The organism is Dyella marensis (genome assembly GCF_900112865.1).
Lineage (GTDB): Bacteria > Pseudomonadota > Gammaproteobacteria > Xanthomonadales > Rhodanobacteraceae > Dyella_D > Dyella_D marensis_A.
This window is the reverse complement of sequence record NZ_FONH01000018.1, coordinates 1-14,453: the sequence shown is the minus strand read 5'-3', so window position 1 is coordinate 14,453 and position 14,453 is coordinate 1. Positions and strand designations below refer to the sequence as shown.

Genomic DNA, 14,453 nt, shown 5'->3' with positions numbered 1-14,453 from the left:
CCTGTAAGGAATGCGCCACATGATGGTTGCGCGGTCCGCCTGGTCCAAGCGGCTCCGCGCGAACGGATTGTTTCCTTTCAGTGCAGCCAGTGGCCGCTGCGATGCCGCGGCGGCGCCTGTCCACCGTTGTCGCCGCCGCCGCTGCTGGGTTCGGCCTGGGTCAGCGCCTCCATGTCGGCCTCGGTCACGGGGTGCTGCTGCCAGTACTGCTCCACCGCCGACAGCACGGCTGGCAACTGCGACAGGCACTCGTCGTATTCGTCGTCGCTGAGCTTTTCGAAGTCGGCCTCGGCGCTCAGGATGCCTTCGTCCACGGCCAGCGCCATCACGGGGCCGAGCAGTTCCATCAGCGAGGGATCGTCGGCCAGGCGCTTCTCCCACAGGCCGGCGCGCAGATCGATCGCGCGGCTGAAGCCCTCGCACCAGCCGGCGGCGGACAGGGTCGGGCCGGTCTCGGTATCGACTTCGCCGAGGATCGGCTCGTAGGCGTCGACGTCGAGTTCGGCGGCGATCGAATCGTTGAGCTTGGCCAGCAGCGCCAGCACGCGGTTGCCTTCTTCCTCGTCGGCGAAGGGCTCGTGCAGGACTTCCGGCAGCCACTCTTCCGGCAATACCTGCAGCGGGCCGACCGACAGCGCCGAGAGCATGCCGTGCACGCCGTCCAGCAGCAGGTCGCCGTCGCCGGAATGGGCGCGGAGATAGCGATCCAGTTCGTCGAGCTCGTCGTCCGTGAGCGAACTGGGCCAATCGGTCTTGGGAGTATTCATCAGATATCCAGATCCAGCGTCACCGGCGTGTGGTCCGAAGGCCTTTCCCAGCGGCGCGGCGTGCGGTCGATGGCTGCCGCCTTCACCGCTTGCTTGAGCGCGTCGCCAACCAGGATCAGATCGATGCGCAAGCCCATGTTGCGCCGGAACGCCGCCTGACGGTAGTCCCACCAACTGAAGTGCCCGCCGTCCTGCTCGAACAGGCGGAAGCTGTCGTGCAGCCCCAGCGCGGTGATCGCCTTGAGTGCGTCGCGCTCCGGCGGCGAGCACAGCACGTCCTCGCCCCAGGCCACCGGATCGTAGACGTCGCGGTCGTCCGGCGCGATGTTGAAATCGCCCAGCACCACCAGGTGCGGGTGGCGCTTGTGTTCTTCCTCCAGGAAGTCGCGCACCTTGGCCAGCCAGTCGAGCTTGTAGGCGTATTTCTCGTCGCCCACCGCCTTGCCGTTGACCACGTACAGATCCACCAGGCGCACGCTACCGACGGTGGCGGCGAGGATGCGCCGCTGCGGGTCGTCCAGCCCGGGGATGTCGGTGACCACGTCGGCCGGTTCCTCGCGCGCGAGGATGGCCACGCCGTTGTAGGTCTTCTGGCCCGAGTACACGGCGCGATAACCGGCCGCGGCCAGTTCGTCCACCGGGAACTTGGCGTCCTCCAGCTTGGTTTCCTGCAGCGCGATGACGTCAGGCTTGGCCTCGGCCGCCCACTCGGTGAGCTGCGGCAGGCGGACCTTGAGCGAGTTGACGTTCCAGGAGGCGATTTTCATGGCCGGCATTGTAGGGGGATGCCGCCGGTTCGGCACTCGGCCGTGCGGAAGGGAGGCCGGCGCGTGACCGGCCTCCCGCTTCGCTGCGCTCAGAGGTGGCTCAGCACGAAGGCCCGCGCATCCCAGCCGTCGTAGTTGGACAGCCGGCCCCACCCGTTGGTCGCCATGGCGTAGACCGACAGGTTCTCGGTGAACCCGGCCACCGTGCAGCCGCCGGTGCAGCCCGGCGCGGGGTTGGTGGTCATCAGGTCGCCGACCGTGCGCGTCTGGCTGAAGCTGCCGCCGCCGACCGCGCCGCTGTCGGACAGCACGTCGCGCGCGCCGCGCTTCACCAGGAAGCCGTACGTGGCGAAGCCGTGCGGATGGCTGGCCTGCCACGGCATCGTCACGTTGTCGCTGTCCGTGTGGTAACCCAGCACGCCGCAGCAATCGTCCGCGCCGGTGCCGCCCACCATCGGCGCGCCGATATGCGCCGAGCAATGCTCGTTGTTGACGTGCAGGGTCAGCACCATCGCGTTGCCCTGCACCAGCCCGGCGCCGAGGCCCAGCAGCGGATCGCTGGCCTTGGTGGTGTGGATGTTGCCGCCGCCGTCGACATAGGTCGGCACGTAGTAGTCGATGCCCAGCGCGCCGATGTTCACCGCCGCTCCCGCGGCGTCGAACAGTTCCAGCCGCAGTTGCACCAGCCCGTCCAGGATCGGTGCGCCGCCCATGGCGGTGGTGGTGTCGAACTTGCCGTTGGCGGTGTCCTCCACCGCATCGGCGACCGTCCACTGGCCGACCGGCGGCACCGCGGGCGGGATCTCGAACAGATTGCCCTGCGCGCCGACCACCTGCGGGCCGAGCGAGTACGCGGTCAGCACCAGGTCGCTGGCGATCATCTGCGCGTAGTGGCGGCTGATCGCGGCATTGAGCGGCTTGTACTGGCTGTCCGGCTCGCCGTCGCGTTTCCACGACAGGCGGTAGTACTTCACGCCCAGGCTGTCGCGCAGCGCGTTGTCGAAATCCAGGCGCGGCATCAGCACGCCGCCCCAGGGCGCGCCGCCGCCGGTAAGGCCGACGTTGCCGGCATGGCTGCTGCCGGACAGCGTCGTCGCGGCGCCGCGGATATCGTCCAGCGAGTGATTGCCGATCGCGGTGAACAGCACCCAGTTGTTGCCGGCGATCACCGGCGCGCAGGGCTTGCAGGTCATCGCCAGCGGATTGCTCACGTGCAGGGTGACTTCGGTGCCGCACGGGTAGTCCCACCAGGTGTGGCAGGCGATCGGCGTGGGTGCGTACAGCGTCACCTCGAAGAAACCGAACAGGCGCTGCTTCACCTTGAAATACAGGTCAGGCTGGTCCGGATTGTGGAAGCCCTTGAAGATGAAGCGCGCGAAATGGCCGCACTCGTCGGTGGCGGCGGTACCGATCAGCTGCATGGTGACGAAGCGCGGATACAGCCAGCACAGGATCGGCCGGATCAACGGCGCGTGCTCGACCAGCGCCTGCTGGAACATCTGCGCGCTGCCGCTCATCGCGGCGAAGCGCAACTTCTGGTTGCCGGCGGCCGCGTGCAGCGCATCCAACGATGCGGCATCCACCTGGTGCGCGTTGATTTCCGCTTCGGCCGGGCCGGGACCCGGCAGCGGCTGCGGCGGCAGCTTGCCGGCGAGGATGTCGCGCAGGTGATCGATCACGTACGGCGGCAGCTTCGGCAACACGATCCACAGCGGATCGACCTCGTAGATCTCCACCGTGGCGTGGCACACCGGGAAATCCACCGACACGCCGTTGCGCAGCACGCGCTTGAGCACCGTGCCCTTGACCAGGCACAGGCCGAGCAGCCAGTAGCGCCACACGTCGGGGAACACCGGAATACGCAGGTCCGGCGCGGCATCGCCGGGGCGCAGGGTGAGATGGCGCTCGATCGCACCGCGACGCAGCAGTTCGTCGAGCGCGGGCGGTTCTTTCTCCTCCGGCGCGGGGCCGAGCACCACGCGCACGGCAGAGGCCTCGCGCGAGGCGGGCAGTTCGAGCTTGGTTTCGCCTTTCTCGCCCAACGGCGAGTAGGCGAGCAGGTGGCCGCCGTCGCTATAGGCGTAGGCGGCGACGGCGGGACGCTTGTCGGTGCTCTCCGCCTTGAGGAACTCGGCGGCGACACGCAGCGTGATGGAAGGAAGGTCTGACTTGGCCATGACAGGAAGGCTCCGATTGGGCGGTAAGCCGGCGCACACAGGCGCCGATCGCTGATCGCGGGGCGATCAGGGCCGCTATTCGTAACCGTCCGCACGACGCCGGACCATTCGGCAAATGAGCTAAATCCAAGCGCTTAGCGGCCTTAGTGCCAAGGCCGTAGGGGAAGGCCGACACGCGGCGTTGGGGCGCATCGGCGAAGATGAATGCATGGGGCGGGAAAACGTCGACTGGCGCACGCGCACGCATCGGTCCTACGGCAAATCACCGCAGGACCGATGTCGTTCGACGTAGGTGTTCGCTGATCGCTTGAAGGCCATCTCGCGCAACACCGCGAGATGGCCCTGACGATCAGATCAGGCCATGACTGCGCAGCAGCGCCTCGGGCTCCGGCTTGCGGCCGCGGAAAGCGACGAAACTGTCCAGCGCCGGACGGCTGGCGCCGACGGCGAGGATCTCGCGGCGGAAGCGTTCGCCGGTGTCGCGATCGATCAGGCTGCCGCCGGCCTTGGCTGCATCCTCGAAGGCGCCGAACGCATCCGCGCTGAGCAGCTCCGCCCACAGATAGCTGTAATAGCCCGCGGCATAACCGCCGGCGAACACGTGGGTGAAGCTGTTGGGGAAGCGCTGCCAGATCGGCGGATGCAGCACCGCCACCTCGCGCCGCACTTCCTCCAGCACCGCCAGCGGACGCGCGCCCTGCGCCGGCTCGTACGCCAGGTGCAGGCGGAAATCGAACATGGCGAATTCCAGCTGCCGCACCAGGAACAGGCCGGCGTGGAAATGCCGCGCGGCCAACATGCGCTGGAACAGTTCCTCCGGCAGCGGCTCGCCGGTCTGCCAGTGGCGCGCGAACAGGTCCAGCGCCTCGCGGTTCCAGCCGAAGTTCTCCATGAACTGGCTGGGCAGTTCCACCGCATCCCACTCCACGCCGTCGATGCCGCCGATCGACGGCAGCTGGATCTCGGTGAGCAGGTGATGCAGGCCGTGGCCGAATTCGTGGAACAGGGTCAGCACATCGTCATGGGTGAGCAGGGCCGGACGGCCTTCGGTCGGCGGCGCGAAGTTGCAGGTGAGGAAGGCCACCGGCAGGCGCTCGCTGTCGCCCTCGCGAAAACGCGACTGGCACACGTCCATCCAGGCGCCGCCGCGCTTGCCGGAGCGGGCGTAGAGATCGACATAGGCACCGGCGAACACGCGGCCGACGGCATCGCGCACGTCGTAATAGCGCACGTCCGGATGCCACACCTCGACACCGTCGCGCGGCGCCAGCGTCACGCCGTAGAGCTTCTGCACCAGGCCGAACAGGCCCTCGATCACCGCCGGCAGCGGGAAGTACGGCTTGAGCTGCTCCTCGTCGAGGTCGTAGTTCTTCTGGCGCAGCTTTTCGGATGCGTAGGCCACGTCCCAGGATTCGAGGTTGTCGAGCTGCAGTTCCTTCGCGGCGAACTCGCGCAGCGTGGCCAGTTCCTGGCGCGCGACCGGGCGGGCACGCTGGCCGAGGTCGTGCAGGAATTCCATCACCTCGGTGGGCGAGGCCGCCATCTTGGTCGCCAGCGATTCTTCCGCCGCATTGGCGAAGCCCAGCAGCCGGGCCGCCTCGTGGCGCAGCGCCATGATCCGCTCGATGCGCGGGCCATTGTCGAACTTGCCGGCGTGCGGGCCCTGGTCGGAAGCGCGGGTCTGGTAGGCCCAGTACACGCGCTCGCGCAGGCCGCGGTTGTCGGCATAGGTCAGCACCGCCTGCACGCTGGGCTGCTTGAGCGTGACCAGGTAGCCGTCGAGGTTCTGCTCGCGCGCGTACTGGCGCAGCACGGCGCGGCCGGATTCGGGGATGCCGGCGAGGTCGCGCTCGTCGGTGATGTGCTGGTGCCAGGCATCGGTGGCGTCGAGCACGGCGTTGGAGAACTCGGTGGACAGCTTGCTCAGCTCCACGCCGATCTCGCGGTAGCGCGTGCGCGCCGGTTCTTCCAGCGCCACGCCGGACAGGTGGAAATCGCGCAGCGCGTGCTCGACCAGCGCGCGTTCCGGTCGCGGCAGGCCGGCGAAGTCGGGGGCGTCGGCCAGCGCCTGCACCGCCTTGTACAAGTCGCGGTTCTGACCCAGCTCGATGGCGTGCTCGGTGAGCTTTTCCTCGGCCGGACCATAGGCCTCGCGCAGCGCCTCGCTGTCGGCGACCGAATGCAGATGCCCCACCGGCGCCCAGGCGCGCGACACGCGCTGCTCCAGGCGCTCCTGCGCCAGCATCACGCCGGCGAAATCGCGCGGGCCGCCGGCGGCGGTGAGATGGTCGATCGCCTTGCGGTAGTCGGCCAGCAGCGCGTCGACGGCCGGACCGACATGTTCCGGCCGGATGCGCGAGAACGCCGGCAGCGGGCTGTCGGCCAGCAGGGGGTTGTCGTGGACCGGGTCGGTGTGCGCCTGGGTGTCCCGGGCGCTGTTTTCGTGAGCCATGCGTCTCTCCTTGGGAGCGCCAGCGTGGCGACGGGTCGGGGCGAAATCAAGCGCGGACGGGCGCGGCTTACGCCGAGGTGTCATACAGCGCGCCCTACCATTGCCTTTATGCGTCAAACGGATTTCAGCGACCTGTTGCGTCAAAGCGATGTGTTCGGCCACCTCGGCGACGAGGCCCTGGCCGATCTGCGCGGCTGCCTGGTCTGGTTCAGCCTTCCCGGCGGACGGCCGCTGTTCAAGGCCGGCGAGACGGCCGATGCCATGTATCTGCTGCTCAGCGGCAGCCTCGGCCTGTTCGACGAGGACGATCCGGCACGCCTGGTGCATCTGGTCTCGGCCGGCGACAGCGTGGGCGAGATCGGGCTGATCGGCGGCGAGGCGCGCCAGCTCACCGTGCGCGCCCTGCGCGACTGCGAGCTGCTGCGGCTGGATCGCAGCGCGTTCGAGGCGCTGGTCGGGCGCCATCCGCAGGCCATGCTCGGCGTCGCGCGGGTCGCGGTCGGCCGCCTGCAGCGGCGCCTGCGCAAGGAGGAAAGCCCCGGCGTGGCGCGCACCTTCGCGCTGCTGCCGGCGGATGCGGAGGTGCCGGCGCGCGCGCTGGCCATGCAGCTGGCGATGGCGCTGGAGCCTTACGGCAGCTGTGCGGTGATCGACGGCGAGCAGGGCGCCGGCCGCGGCAGCGACTGGTTCGCCGCGCGCGAGGCGCAGGTGCGCTTCGTGATCTACCTGGACACCCAGGGCGATCCGCTGTGGCGCCAGCGCTGCCTGCGCCAGGCCGACGTACTGCTGCTCCCGGCCCAGGCGGCGCGGCCGGCGCGGCCGTGGCCGGAGGCGGCGATCCTCGATCCGTCGCGGGTCGGCCACCGGCCACGCCATCTGATCCTGCTGCATGCGGGCCGCCAGCCCAGTCTCGGCACAGCGCAGCGCTGGCGCGCGCCATTCAGCGGCGAGCTGCAGCATCACCATGTCGGCGGCCAGGCGGACATCGCGCGGCTGGCACGGCTGGTCAGCGGCCATGCGCGCGGGCTGGTGCTGGCCGGCGGCGGCGCCCGCGGGCTGGCCCATCTGGGGGCGCTGCGCGCGCTGAAGGAAGCCGGCCATCATTTCGATTGCGTCGGCGGCACCAGCATCGGCGCGATCATCGGCGCCGGCGTGGCAGCGGGCTGGGGCCTGGAAGAGATGACCGAGGTGTACCGGCGCGCCTTCGTGCAGGGCCGGCCGCTGTCGGACTGGACCCTGCCGGTGGTGGCGCTGACCCGCGGCCGCCGTGCCGCGAGCATGCTGCGCCGCGCATTCGGCGCGCTGGAGATCGAGGATCTCAAGCTGCCGTTCTTCTGCGTGGCGACTTGCCTGTCCGGCGACGGCATGGTGGTGCGGCGCGGCGGGCCGCTGTGGATGTGGCTGCGCGCGTCCAGCGCGATCCCCGGCGTGCTGCCGCCGGTGCTGCACCGCGGGCGCGTCTACGTCGACGGCGCCCTGGTCGACAACCTGCCCACCGACGTGATGGCCGCCGACGGCATCGCCCACGTCACCGCCGTCGATATCCGCGCCGACATCTCGCTGCTCACCACCGCCGAGGAATACAGCACCCCACCATGGTGGCAGCTGGTGCTCCAGCGCCAGGCCATCCAACGCCCCGGCCTGGTCTCTACCCTGGTGCGCGCGGCGATGGTCAACAGCGAAGGTGCCAGCGAACACCGCCGCGGCATCGCCGATGTACTGGTGACGCCGCCGCTGGAGCATGTGAGCGTGCTGGACTGGGGCGATTGGGAGCGCGCGGTGGATGCGGGGTATCGCGAGACGGTGCGGGTGCTTGAACGCGCGTAACCCGCCATCCAGACAAAGTCCGGCGTAGGTTGGGGTGAGCCGCAGGCGAACCCCAACAATGCGCAACGCCTGGATGTGGTCATGTTGGGGTTCGCCTGCGGCTCACCCCAACCTACGCCGGGTGGTGGTGGAATGGCGGACAATGCACCGATGAGCAACCTCCGCACCTACCGGGGCATCGCCCCCACCCTCGGCGCCCGCGTCTACGTCGACCCCGCCGCCACCGTCATCGGCGCCGTGGAACTGGCCGACGACGCGTCCGTCTGGCCCGGCGCCGTCCTGCGCGGCGACGTCCACCACATCCGCATCGGCGCGCGCAGCAACGTGCAGGACGGCACCATCGTGCACGTCACCCACGACGGACCGTACTCGCCCGGCGGCTTTCCCACCCTGGTCGGCGAAGGCGTCACCATCGGCCATGCCGCGGTGATCCATGCCTGCACCATCGAGGACTACTGCCTGATCGGCATGCACGCCACCGTGCTCGACGGCGCCACGGTGAAGAAGTACGGCTTCGTCGCCGCCGGCGCGGTGATTCCGCCCGGCAAGGTGGTGGGCGAGCGCGAGCTGTGGGTGGGCAATCCGGCGAAGTGCGTGCGCCTGCTCAGCGACAAGCAGATCGAGCAGCTGCATTACTCGGCCGATCATTACGTGCGCTTGAAAGACGAGTACCTCGCCGCCGGATGAGCACTCCGTTGCGCGTCCTGTTCCTGTGCAGCCGCAACCGGCTGCGCAGTCCGACGGCGGAGCAGGTGTTCCGCGATTGGCCCGGCGTGGAAGTCGATTCCGCCGGTCTCGCGCCGGATGCCGACACGCCGCTGTCGGCCGAGCATCTGGACTGGGCCGGACTCATCGTGGTGATGGAGAACGCGCACCGGCGCCAGCTGCAATCGCGCCACGCGCGTCAACTCAAGGACAAGCGCGTGGTGGTGCTCGGCATTCCCGACGACTACGACTTCATGCAGCCCGAACTGGTCGAGCTGCTGCTGCGCAAGGCCAGCCCGCTATTGAGGTAGGTTGGGGTGAGCGCAAGCGAACCCCAACAGGTATATGCATGGGTCTCGATGTTGGGGTTTGCCTGCGGCTCACCCCAACCTACAGCCGTTACTGCGCAGGTACGGCGGAAGAAGACGTCGCCTGCGACTGAATCACCGCCGCACGCGCCTCGTCCTCGCGCACCTGGATCTGCCGCTGCGCATCCAGCTTGCCGCCGAGCAGGGCGAGCTTGTAGTTGGTGCCGTCGAATTCGCGCAGCAGGGACAGCTCGCGTTGCGCCTCGTCGAGATTGTTGTCGTTGATCGCGCGCTCGATATCGTCGGCCGCCGGCTCGAACAGTTCATGCAGGCCGGCCGTAGCAGCCGCATTGTCCGGTTCCAGCTGCAAGGCGCTGAGATAGAACTCGAACGCATTGGCGCCGGCCGGCGCGATCAGCCGTTTTTCGTCCACCGCCGTCTTGGCCAGGCCCAGCATGATCGACACGCCGCTGTCCTGGCCGCTGCTGGCTGCCGCCGGTCCCTTGGCTTGTGTACCCGCGCCATCCGCGGCGGGCGTGCACGCGGCGATTGCCATGATGGCGATCAGCGCGAAGGAAACTACCAGGCCGCGTCGGGGCAACGCGGCGGGGAACACACGGGACATGACACCTGGCCGATGGAGGGGAGTGTCGTCGTACACGCGCATTTCACGCAGTCCGACGGCGCGCCACGGTAGCCCTGGCAGATGTCAGCGATGTGACGTGCTTGGCAATCGCTTTGTGACGATCAGCGGAAACCGCCGCCGGTGATGCGGCCGTCCTTGTCCAGCTCGGGGAAGTAGCGGCTGTTGTTGCTGCGCATTTCCATGGTGGTCATGGTGTCGGGCATCACCAGCTGCACGTCCGGATAGCGCGCGTGGAACTGCGCGGGCGTCGGATGCGTGGCGATAAAGGCTTCGAAGCCGGCCATGTCGGTGACGAAGCCCGCGACCGGTTTCGTGTCGGCGTTATTCGCATGCGTCATGTCGTGGCACGCGCCGGTGGCGACGCAGGCGGCGAGCAGGAACAGGGCGGGCATGGCCTTGCGCATGGCGGTTCTCCGTTAGGGCAGGCGGCGATTATGCGCCGCGCCCGCCTTACTGACGGAACTCGATGCGCTGCTTCACTTCCATCGGCACCGCCGCGCCGTTGCGCGTACCCGGATTGAATTGCCAGCGTTCCACCGCGGTAAGTGCGGAGCGGTCGAACACGTTGCGCGGATCGGCGCCGATCACGCCGGCATGACTGACCGAACCATCGGCCTCGACGGTAAAGCGCACATCCACCCAACCCTGTCGACGCGTGCGGCGGGCGTCGTCCGGGTAATACGGTTCGACGCGACGCGTAAGCACGGGCAAGGTGCTCGCCGCGGTGGCGGCGACCGGCATGGCGGGACGCGGCGCGGGCGGCGGCGTGGTCTCCGGCGCCGCGACGGGTGTCGGATGGCTGGCCGGCGGCGGTGCCGGCGCAGTCGCCACGACCGGTGCGGTCGATGCCGGCGCCTGAGCGGGACGCGCCTGCGCCTTCTGCGCCGCCGCCTGCGCCTGCTGTTCTTCCTTGCGCCGCTGGTCTTCCACGACCTGGACCTGCGCCTGCAGCTTGGCGCGCAGGATGGTCAGTGTGTAATTGCCGGGATCGGCGCGTGCCAGCAACTCGATCTCGCGTTGCGCCTCGGCGGCATTGCCCTGGCCGATGGTCTGTTCGGCGGCATTGGCGGCGAAGGGGAACAGTTCGCGCAGCGCATCCTGGGCGACCGGATTGCCCGGTTCCTGCTTCAGCACACGCAGATACCACTCCACTGCGTTGTCACCGGCCGGCGACAGCAGGCGCTGCTGCGCGACCGAGGCGCGGGCGCGCTTCAGCAGTTCGGTCACGCCGCCCGGCGCACCCTCGCGATGGATTTCGCCGCTGTCCGCGGCGGCGGTTTCGGTCAGCGCCGGCGCGTCGCGGTTGGCATGCAACACCAAGGCGATCACGCCGCCGGCGCCGGCCAGCAGCACGACGAGGATCAGCAGGGCGTAACGGGCCGCACCAACCGTGCGGCGGGGGAATGAAAGATCGGACATGGCGGCTTCAGCGTGGGGAGACGCGGGGCGCGCCAGCTTAGAGAGGCGATATTGCGGAGATGTTGCCCGGAAAAAGCAAGCCTGCGCGCACGCATGCCGGCCGAACGGATAACCGGATCGGGCGCGCGCCGCACAACGGCGGCGCGCGCCCGCCTCTTACCAGAGCACCTGCAGGTTGCGGCTGTCCGGCGAACCGTCCGAGTGGGCGATCCACCACACGCGGTTCTGCCCGCCGGGGCAGCCGGCGCCGGAGGCGTAGCTGCTCAGCGCACCGCTATCGGTGGCCAGGTCCACCCGATAGCAGCTGCCGTAGCTGTCGCTGAAGCGATAACCCTGCGTGCTGTGCTGGCCAGTGTGGCTGGTGAGCGCGCCGCTGGCGTCGAAGTTGAGCGTGTCGCCAGTATCGACGGTATTGCTCAGGTCCGCCGCATAAGTCGGGAAGCCAAGCCAGCGCCGCTCGGCATGGCTGGTCAGGCCCTGGTGCACGGTGCTGGCCGCGCTGAGGCTGCCGTCGGTGGCGAGCGTCTGGTTGTAGTCCACGCGCAACGGATAGGACGCCTGCTGGCGCGACTCCACCGTCAGCAAGGGCCCGATCCGGCTGCGGCTGACGCTGTCGACGCTGGTGACCTGGGCGGAGATCTGGTGGAAAGTGTTGGCATTGATGACGAAGCTCTGCGTGTCGTCGAAGCCCACCGTCTCCGTCACCGAACTCTCCACGCGCCCCTTGGAGCTGGTCGTATAGCCCTCGATCACGAACTGCCGCGTCAGCTCGGTGGTGATGTCGCCGCTCAGGTTGCCGCTGCCATCAGTGACCAGCGTGTCGCCGATGGTCGGCGTCGGCGCCTGGCCGGCGAGCGTATTGCGCGTGACACGACCGACCACCTGCTTGGCGTGCGGATCGCGATACACCAGCAACGCTGCGGTGGCCGAGAAATAGCCGTGCGCGCCGGCCACGCTCACCGCCACTTCGTGCGGGCTGCCGTCGCTGAGCTGGCCGGCGAACGGGGTGAGGTCGACGCGATACGGCATGAAGTTCAGCGTCTGCACACCGGTGGTCGGACGCCACATATAAGGATCGATGCCGCCGGTGTAGATCCACGGATAGATCGGCGCCACGCCGGCCGGCTGGCCGTCGATGCTCACCTCGGCCTCGCGGAAGTTGCCGCCGCCGCATTCCTCGGTCTGCGCCGCGTACTGGTCCGGCACGCAGGTGTACCAGAACTCGTCGCCGCTCTGGCTCTGCGCGAACACATCCAGGTACGCGCGCACCACGTTGCGCGGCAGGGTCAGCGTCTTCGACAGCTTGTCGTCGGCGGTGTTGAGCGTGGCGGTGTTGCCGATCGGATCGGCGCCCAGCGGATACACCGCATCCGGCACCGGCGCGGCGGGTGCGATCAGCGAGGCGGGATAGAACAGCAGGCGCGCGCTGCCGTGGATCACGCCGGTATAGGTGTCGTTGACGACATTGCCGAGCACCGCCTGGCCCTTGCCGGCGTTGCGCAGCAGCGCGTCGTAATCGGTGAGGTCGCGCTCCACGTGCCAGCTCGGCGACACCGTGGCGGAGGGCTCCTGCGTGGTACCGAAATAGATGTTTACGCCGCCCAGCCAGAAGGTGGCGGTGCGGTCGAACTGGCGCCCGGCGGTCACCGAGAAATCGGCTTCCAGCACCACCTTGGACCAGCGCCCCGCGCAGCCGGCGGGCGGCGCGTAGTCGTAGGGTCGGGCGTTGAAATCGTTGAAGACGTCGTCGTTGAACAACTCCACCACGCACGGCGTGCCCGGCGGACGCGGCACGGCCGGATCGGCCACCACCACGCCCTTCGCGCCGATCGGCGGATCCCCCGCCGCCGCGTGCGCCGTTGCCATGCTCCCCAACACTGCAAACAGCCCGGCGATCGCCGGGCCGAGACGTACGGAACCCTTCGACGACATGATGCTTACTCCCCGCATGATGTGGCCCCCCTGGTCGGGGAACGCTAGCATGCGAATCTTCCTAAGATGCGAAATTTCCTAGTACATCGCATCTTTCGCAGGAGCTTGCTAAACTATCGTTTAGACGTCTAAACCATGGTCGGCCGTCGAAACGCAGAGCCTGGCCGGAAGGCACTCGATCAGTGCGATACCGTGGCCGCTTCCATGGCCTGCAGGTAACGCATCGCATGCGTATGGCTGTCGCCGCACATCGCCGGCTCCGGCCGCAGCCGCGAACACACCGCCGGCCGCTCGGGCCGGCCGAAGATCGCGCAGCGATGGTCGTCGGTGAGCTGTGCGCAGCGCACTCCGGCGGGCTTGCCCTGCGGCATGCCGGGGATCGGCGAGCTGATCGACGGCGCGATGCAGCAGGCGCCGCAGCCGGGGCGGCAGGCCAGGCTCATCGCTCAGCCGTACTGCCGGCGCAGCGCGTCGTGCACCGGGTCGGTGTCGGGGCGCTTGCCGTGCCACAGCTCGAAGGCGTCGGCCGCGGTTTCCACCAGCATGCCCAGTCCGTCGAAGGCATACAGCGCATTCGCCGCGCGCGCCCAGGCGACGAAACCGGCAGCGGCCTTGCCGTAGGAGAGGTCGTAGCAGGTGGCGCGGTTGCCGACGAAGCCGAACGGCAGGTCCAGCGGCTTGCCCAGCACGCCGGCCGACGTGGCATTGATGATCAGGTCGAAGCTGCCGATGTCGTCCAGGTCTTCCCAGTAGCGGGTATGCGCGCGGGCCGGCTCGCCGATGGCGTCGGCCAGCGCGTCGGCGGTTTCCGGCGTGCGGTTGACGATGGTCAGCGTGCGCACGCCGGCGTCGAGCAGCGACCAGGCCACGCCGCGCGCCGCGCCGCCGGCGCCCAGCAGCAGGGCGTCGTGGCCGCGCAGGTCCATGCGGTGGCGCTCGGTGAGGTCGCGCACCAGGCCGGCGCCGTCGGTGTTGTGGGCGGCGAGGCGGCCATCGGGCAGCGGGGTGAGCACATTGGCCGTGCCGACGCGGACAGCGGCCTCGCTGCGCTCGTCGGCCAGCTCGAACGCGGCCGCCTTGTGCGGCAGGGTGACATTGGCGCCGCGCCCGCCCGCGGCGAAGAAGCGCCGCACGCTGGCGGCGAATTCGGCCGGCGCGGCATCGATGGTGCGGTATTCCAGCGCGATGCCGAACTGCCGCGCGAAGGCCTGGTGGATCTGCGGCGACAGGGAGTGGGCGATCGGGTGGCCGAAGACGGCGAACTGCGCTGCGCTCATCGAATGCTCCTTGGAATGGATGGCGGCCGCCGCGAGGCAGGGCAGTCGACCGCAGCCGCACATTGTAAAGCCCCTCTCCCGCCGGGAGAGGGGTTGGGGTGAGGGTACGGGCGGAGCGCAAGAGTGATATTCACCGCTCCGCCCGCACCCTCATCCGGCTGCCGCCACCTTCTCCC

The 14,453-nt window shown here is 68.9% G+C and carries 13 protein-coding genes; 3 read left to right on the top strand and 10 right to left on the bottom strand.

Annotated features, from left to right (window positions below):
• Window positions 1-77 precede the first annotated feature (77 nt).
• The 4 genes from BM172_RS17835 to BM172_RS17820 all read right to left on the bottom strand — a co-directional run bounded on the left by BM172_RS17835 (window position 78) and on the right by BM172_RS17820 (window position 6,163).
• Complete coding sequence (locus tag BM172_RS17835) at window positions 78-767, bottom strand: YecA/YgfB family protein (protein WP_026634727.1); 690 nt, start codon at window positions 765-767, stop codon at window positions 78-80.
• Window positions 767-1,534: an exodeoxyribonuclease III gene (xth, locus tag BM172_RS17830; protein ID WP_026634726.1), complete on the bottom strand. Its 768-nt coding sequence runs from the start codon at window positions 1,532-1,534 to the stop codon at window positions 767-769. The genes BM172_RS17835 and xth overlap by 1 nt, the downstream gene beginning before the upstream one ends.
• A gap of 89 nt (window positions 1,535-1,623) precedes the next feature.
• Complete coding sequence (locus BM172_RS17825; RefSeq protein ID WP_026634725.1) at window positions 1,624-3,711, bottom strand: hypothetical protein; 2,088 nt, start codon at window positions 3,709-3,711, stop codon at window positions 1,624-1,626.
• A gap of 349 nt (window positions 3,712-4,060) precedes the next feature.
• Complete coding sequence (locus BM172_RS17820; protein WP_051548506.1) at window positions 4,061-6,163, bottom strand: M3 family metallopeptidase; 2,103 nt, start codon at window positions 6,161-6,163, stop codon at window positions 4,061-4,063.
• A 108-nt stretch (window positions 6,164-6,271) separates the two neighbouring features.
• Between BM172_RS17820 and BM172_RS17815 the strand changes: the two genes are divergently transcribed.
• The 3 genes from BM172_RS17815 (at window position 6,272) to BM172_RS17805 (ending at window position 9,006) form a co-directional block, all read left to right on the top strand.
• A complete protein-coding gene (locus tag BM172_RS17815) occupies window positions 6,272-7,990 on the top strand; it encodes a patatin-like phospholipase family protein (RefSeq protein WP_026634723.1) in 1,719 nt (572 codons plus the stop codon).
• Between the two features lie 150 nt (window positions 7,991-8,140).
• The gene (locus tag BM172_RS17810) at window positions 8,141-8,677 is read left to right on the top strand and encodes a gamma carbonic anhydrase family protein (RefSeq protein WP_026634722.1); all 537 of its coding nucleotides are present in this window, start codon (window positions 8,141-8,143) and stop codon (window positions 8,675-8,677) included.
• Window positions 8,674-9,006 (top strand): low molecular weight protein tyrosine phosphatase family protein, encoded by a 333-nt coding sequence (locus BM172_RS17805; protein ID WP_035323059.1) that lies wholly within the window; start codon window positions 8,674-8,676, stop codon window positions 9,004-9,006. Before BM172_RS17810 ends, BM172_RS17805 begins: the two co-directional genes overlap by 4 nt.
• Window positions 9,007-9,094: 88 nt before the next feature.
• Here BM172_RS17805 and BM172_RS17800 read toward each other — a convergent pair whose 3' ends face one another.
• From BM172_RS17800 to aroE, 6 genes are all read right to left on the bottom strand, one after another.
• Window positions 9,095-9,628 (bottom strand): hypothetical protein, encoded by a 534-nt coding sequence (locus BM172_RS17800; protein ID WP_026634720.1) that lies wholly within the window; start codon window positions 9,626-9,628, stop codon window positions 9,095-9,097.
• A 122-nt stretch (window positions 9,629-9,750) separates the two neighbouring features.
• Window positions 9,751-10,053 (bottom strand): hypothetical protein, encoded by a 303-nt coding sequence (locus tag BM172_RS17795; RefSeq protein WP_026634719.1) that lies wholly within the window; start codon window positions 10,051-10,053, stop codon window positions 9,751-9,753.
• Window positions 10,054-10,099: 46 nt separating this feature from the next.
• On the bottom strand, window positions 10,100-11,068 hold the full coding sequence (locus BM172_RS17790; RefSeq protein WP_026634718.1) for an energy transducer TonB: 969 nt from the start codon (window positions 11,066-11,068) through the stop codon (window positions 10,100-10,102).
• A 156-nt stretch (window positions 11,069-11,224) separates the two neighbouring features.
• Complete coding sequence (locus BM172_RS17785; RefSeq protein ID WP_245778725.1) at window positions 11,225-12,934, bottom strand: peptide-N4-asparagine amidase; 1,710 nt, start codon at window positions 12,932-12,934, stop codon at window positions 11,225-11,227.
• A 245-nt stretch (window positions 12,935-13,179) separates the two neighbouring features.
• On the bottom strand, window positions 13,180-13,443 hold the full coding sequence (locus BM172_RS17780) for a YkgJ family cysteine cluster protein (protein ID WP_026634716.1): 264 nt from the start codon (window positions 13,441-13,443) through the stop codon (window positions 13,180-13,182).
• A 3-nt stretch (window positions 13,444-13,446) separates the two neighbouring features.
• Window positions 13,447-14,277 carry a shikimate dehydrogenase gene (gene aroE, locus BM172_RS17775; protein ID WP_026634715.1) on the bottom strand — a complete coding sequence of 277 codons (831 nt, stop codon included), beginning with the start codon at window positions 14,275-14,277 and terminating at the stop codon, window positions 13,447-13,449.
• Window positions 14,278-14,453 lie beyond the last annotated feature (176 nt).

Excerpts from the sequence above, each read along its gene's own strand:
- BM172_RS17780 (WP_026634716.1), bottom strand. The coding sequence starts at position 13,443 with ATGAGCCTGGCCTGCCGCCCCGGCTGCGGCGCCTGCTGCATCGCGCCG.
- BM172_RS17835 (WP_026634727.1), bottom strand. The coding sequence starts at position 767 with ATGAATACTCCCAAGACCGATTGGCCCAGTTCGCTCACGGACGACGAG.
- BM172_RS17825 (WP_026634725.1), bottom strand. The coding sequence starts at position 3,711 with ATGGCCAAGTCAGACCTTCCTTCCATCACGCTGCGTGTCGCCGCCGAG.
- BM172_RS17785 (WP_245778725.1), bottom strand. The coding sequence starts at position 12,934 with ATGGCAACGGCGCACGCGGCGGCGGGGGATCCGCCGATCGGCGCGAAG.
- BM172_RS17810 (WP_026634722.1), top strand. The coding sequence starts at position 8,141 with ATGAGCAACCTCCGCACCTACCGGGGCATCGCCCCCACCCTCGGCGCC.
- xth (WP_026634726.1), bottom strand. The coding sequence starts at position 1,534 with ATGAAAATCGCCTCCTGGAACGTCAACTCGCTCAAGGTCCGCCTGCCG.
- BM172_RS17790 (WP_026634718.1), bottom strand. The coding sequence starts at position 11,068 with ATGTCCGATCTTTCATTCCCCCGCCGCACGGTTGGTGCGGCCCGTTAC.
- BM172_RS17795 (WP_026634719.1), bottom strand. The coding sequence starts at position 10,053 with ATGCGCAAGGCCATGCCCGCCCTGTTCCTGCTCGCCGCCTGCGTCGCC.
- BM172_RS17820 (WP_051548506.1), bottom strand. The coding sequence starts at position 6,163 with ATGGCTCACGAAAACAGCGCCCGGGACACCCAGGCGCACACCGACCCG.
- BM172_RS17805 (WP_035323059.1), top strand. The coding sequence starts at position 8,674 with ATGAGCACTCCGTTGCGCGTCCTGTTCCTGTGCAGCCGCAACCGGCTG.
- BM172_RS17815 (WP_026634723.1), top strand. The coding sequence starts at position 6,272 with ATGCGTCAAACGGATTTCAGCGACCTGTTGCGTCAAAGCGATGTGTTC.
- aroE (WP_026634715.1), bottom strand. The coding sequence starts at position 14,277 with ATGAGCGCAGCGCAGTTCGCCGTCTTCGGCCACCCGATCGCCCACTCC.
- BM172_RS17800 (WP_026634720.1), bottom strand. The coding sequence starts at position 9,628 with ATGTCCCGTGTGTTCCCCGCCGCGTTGCCCCGACGCGGCCTGGTAGTT.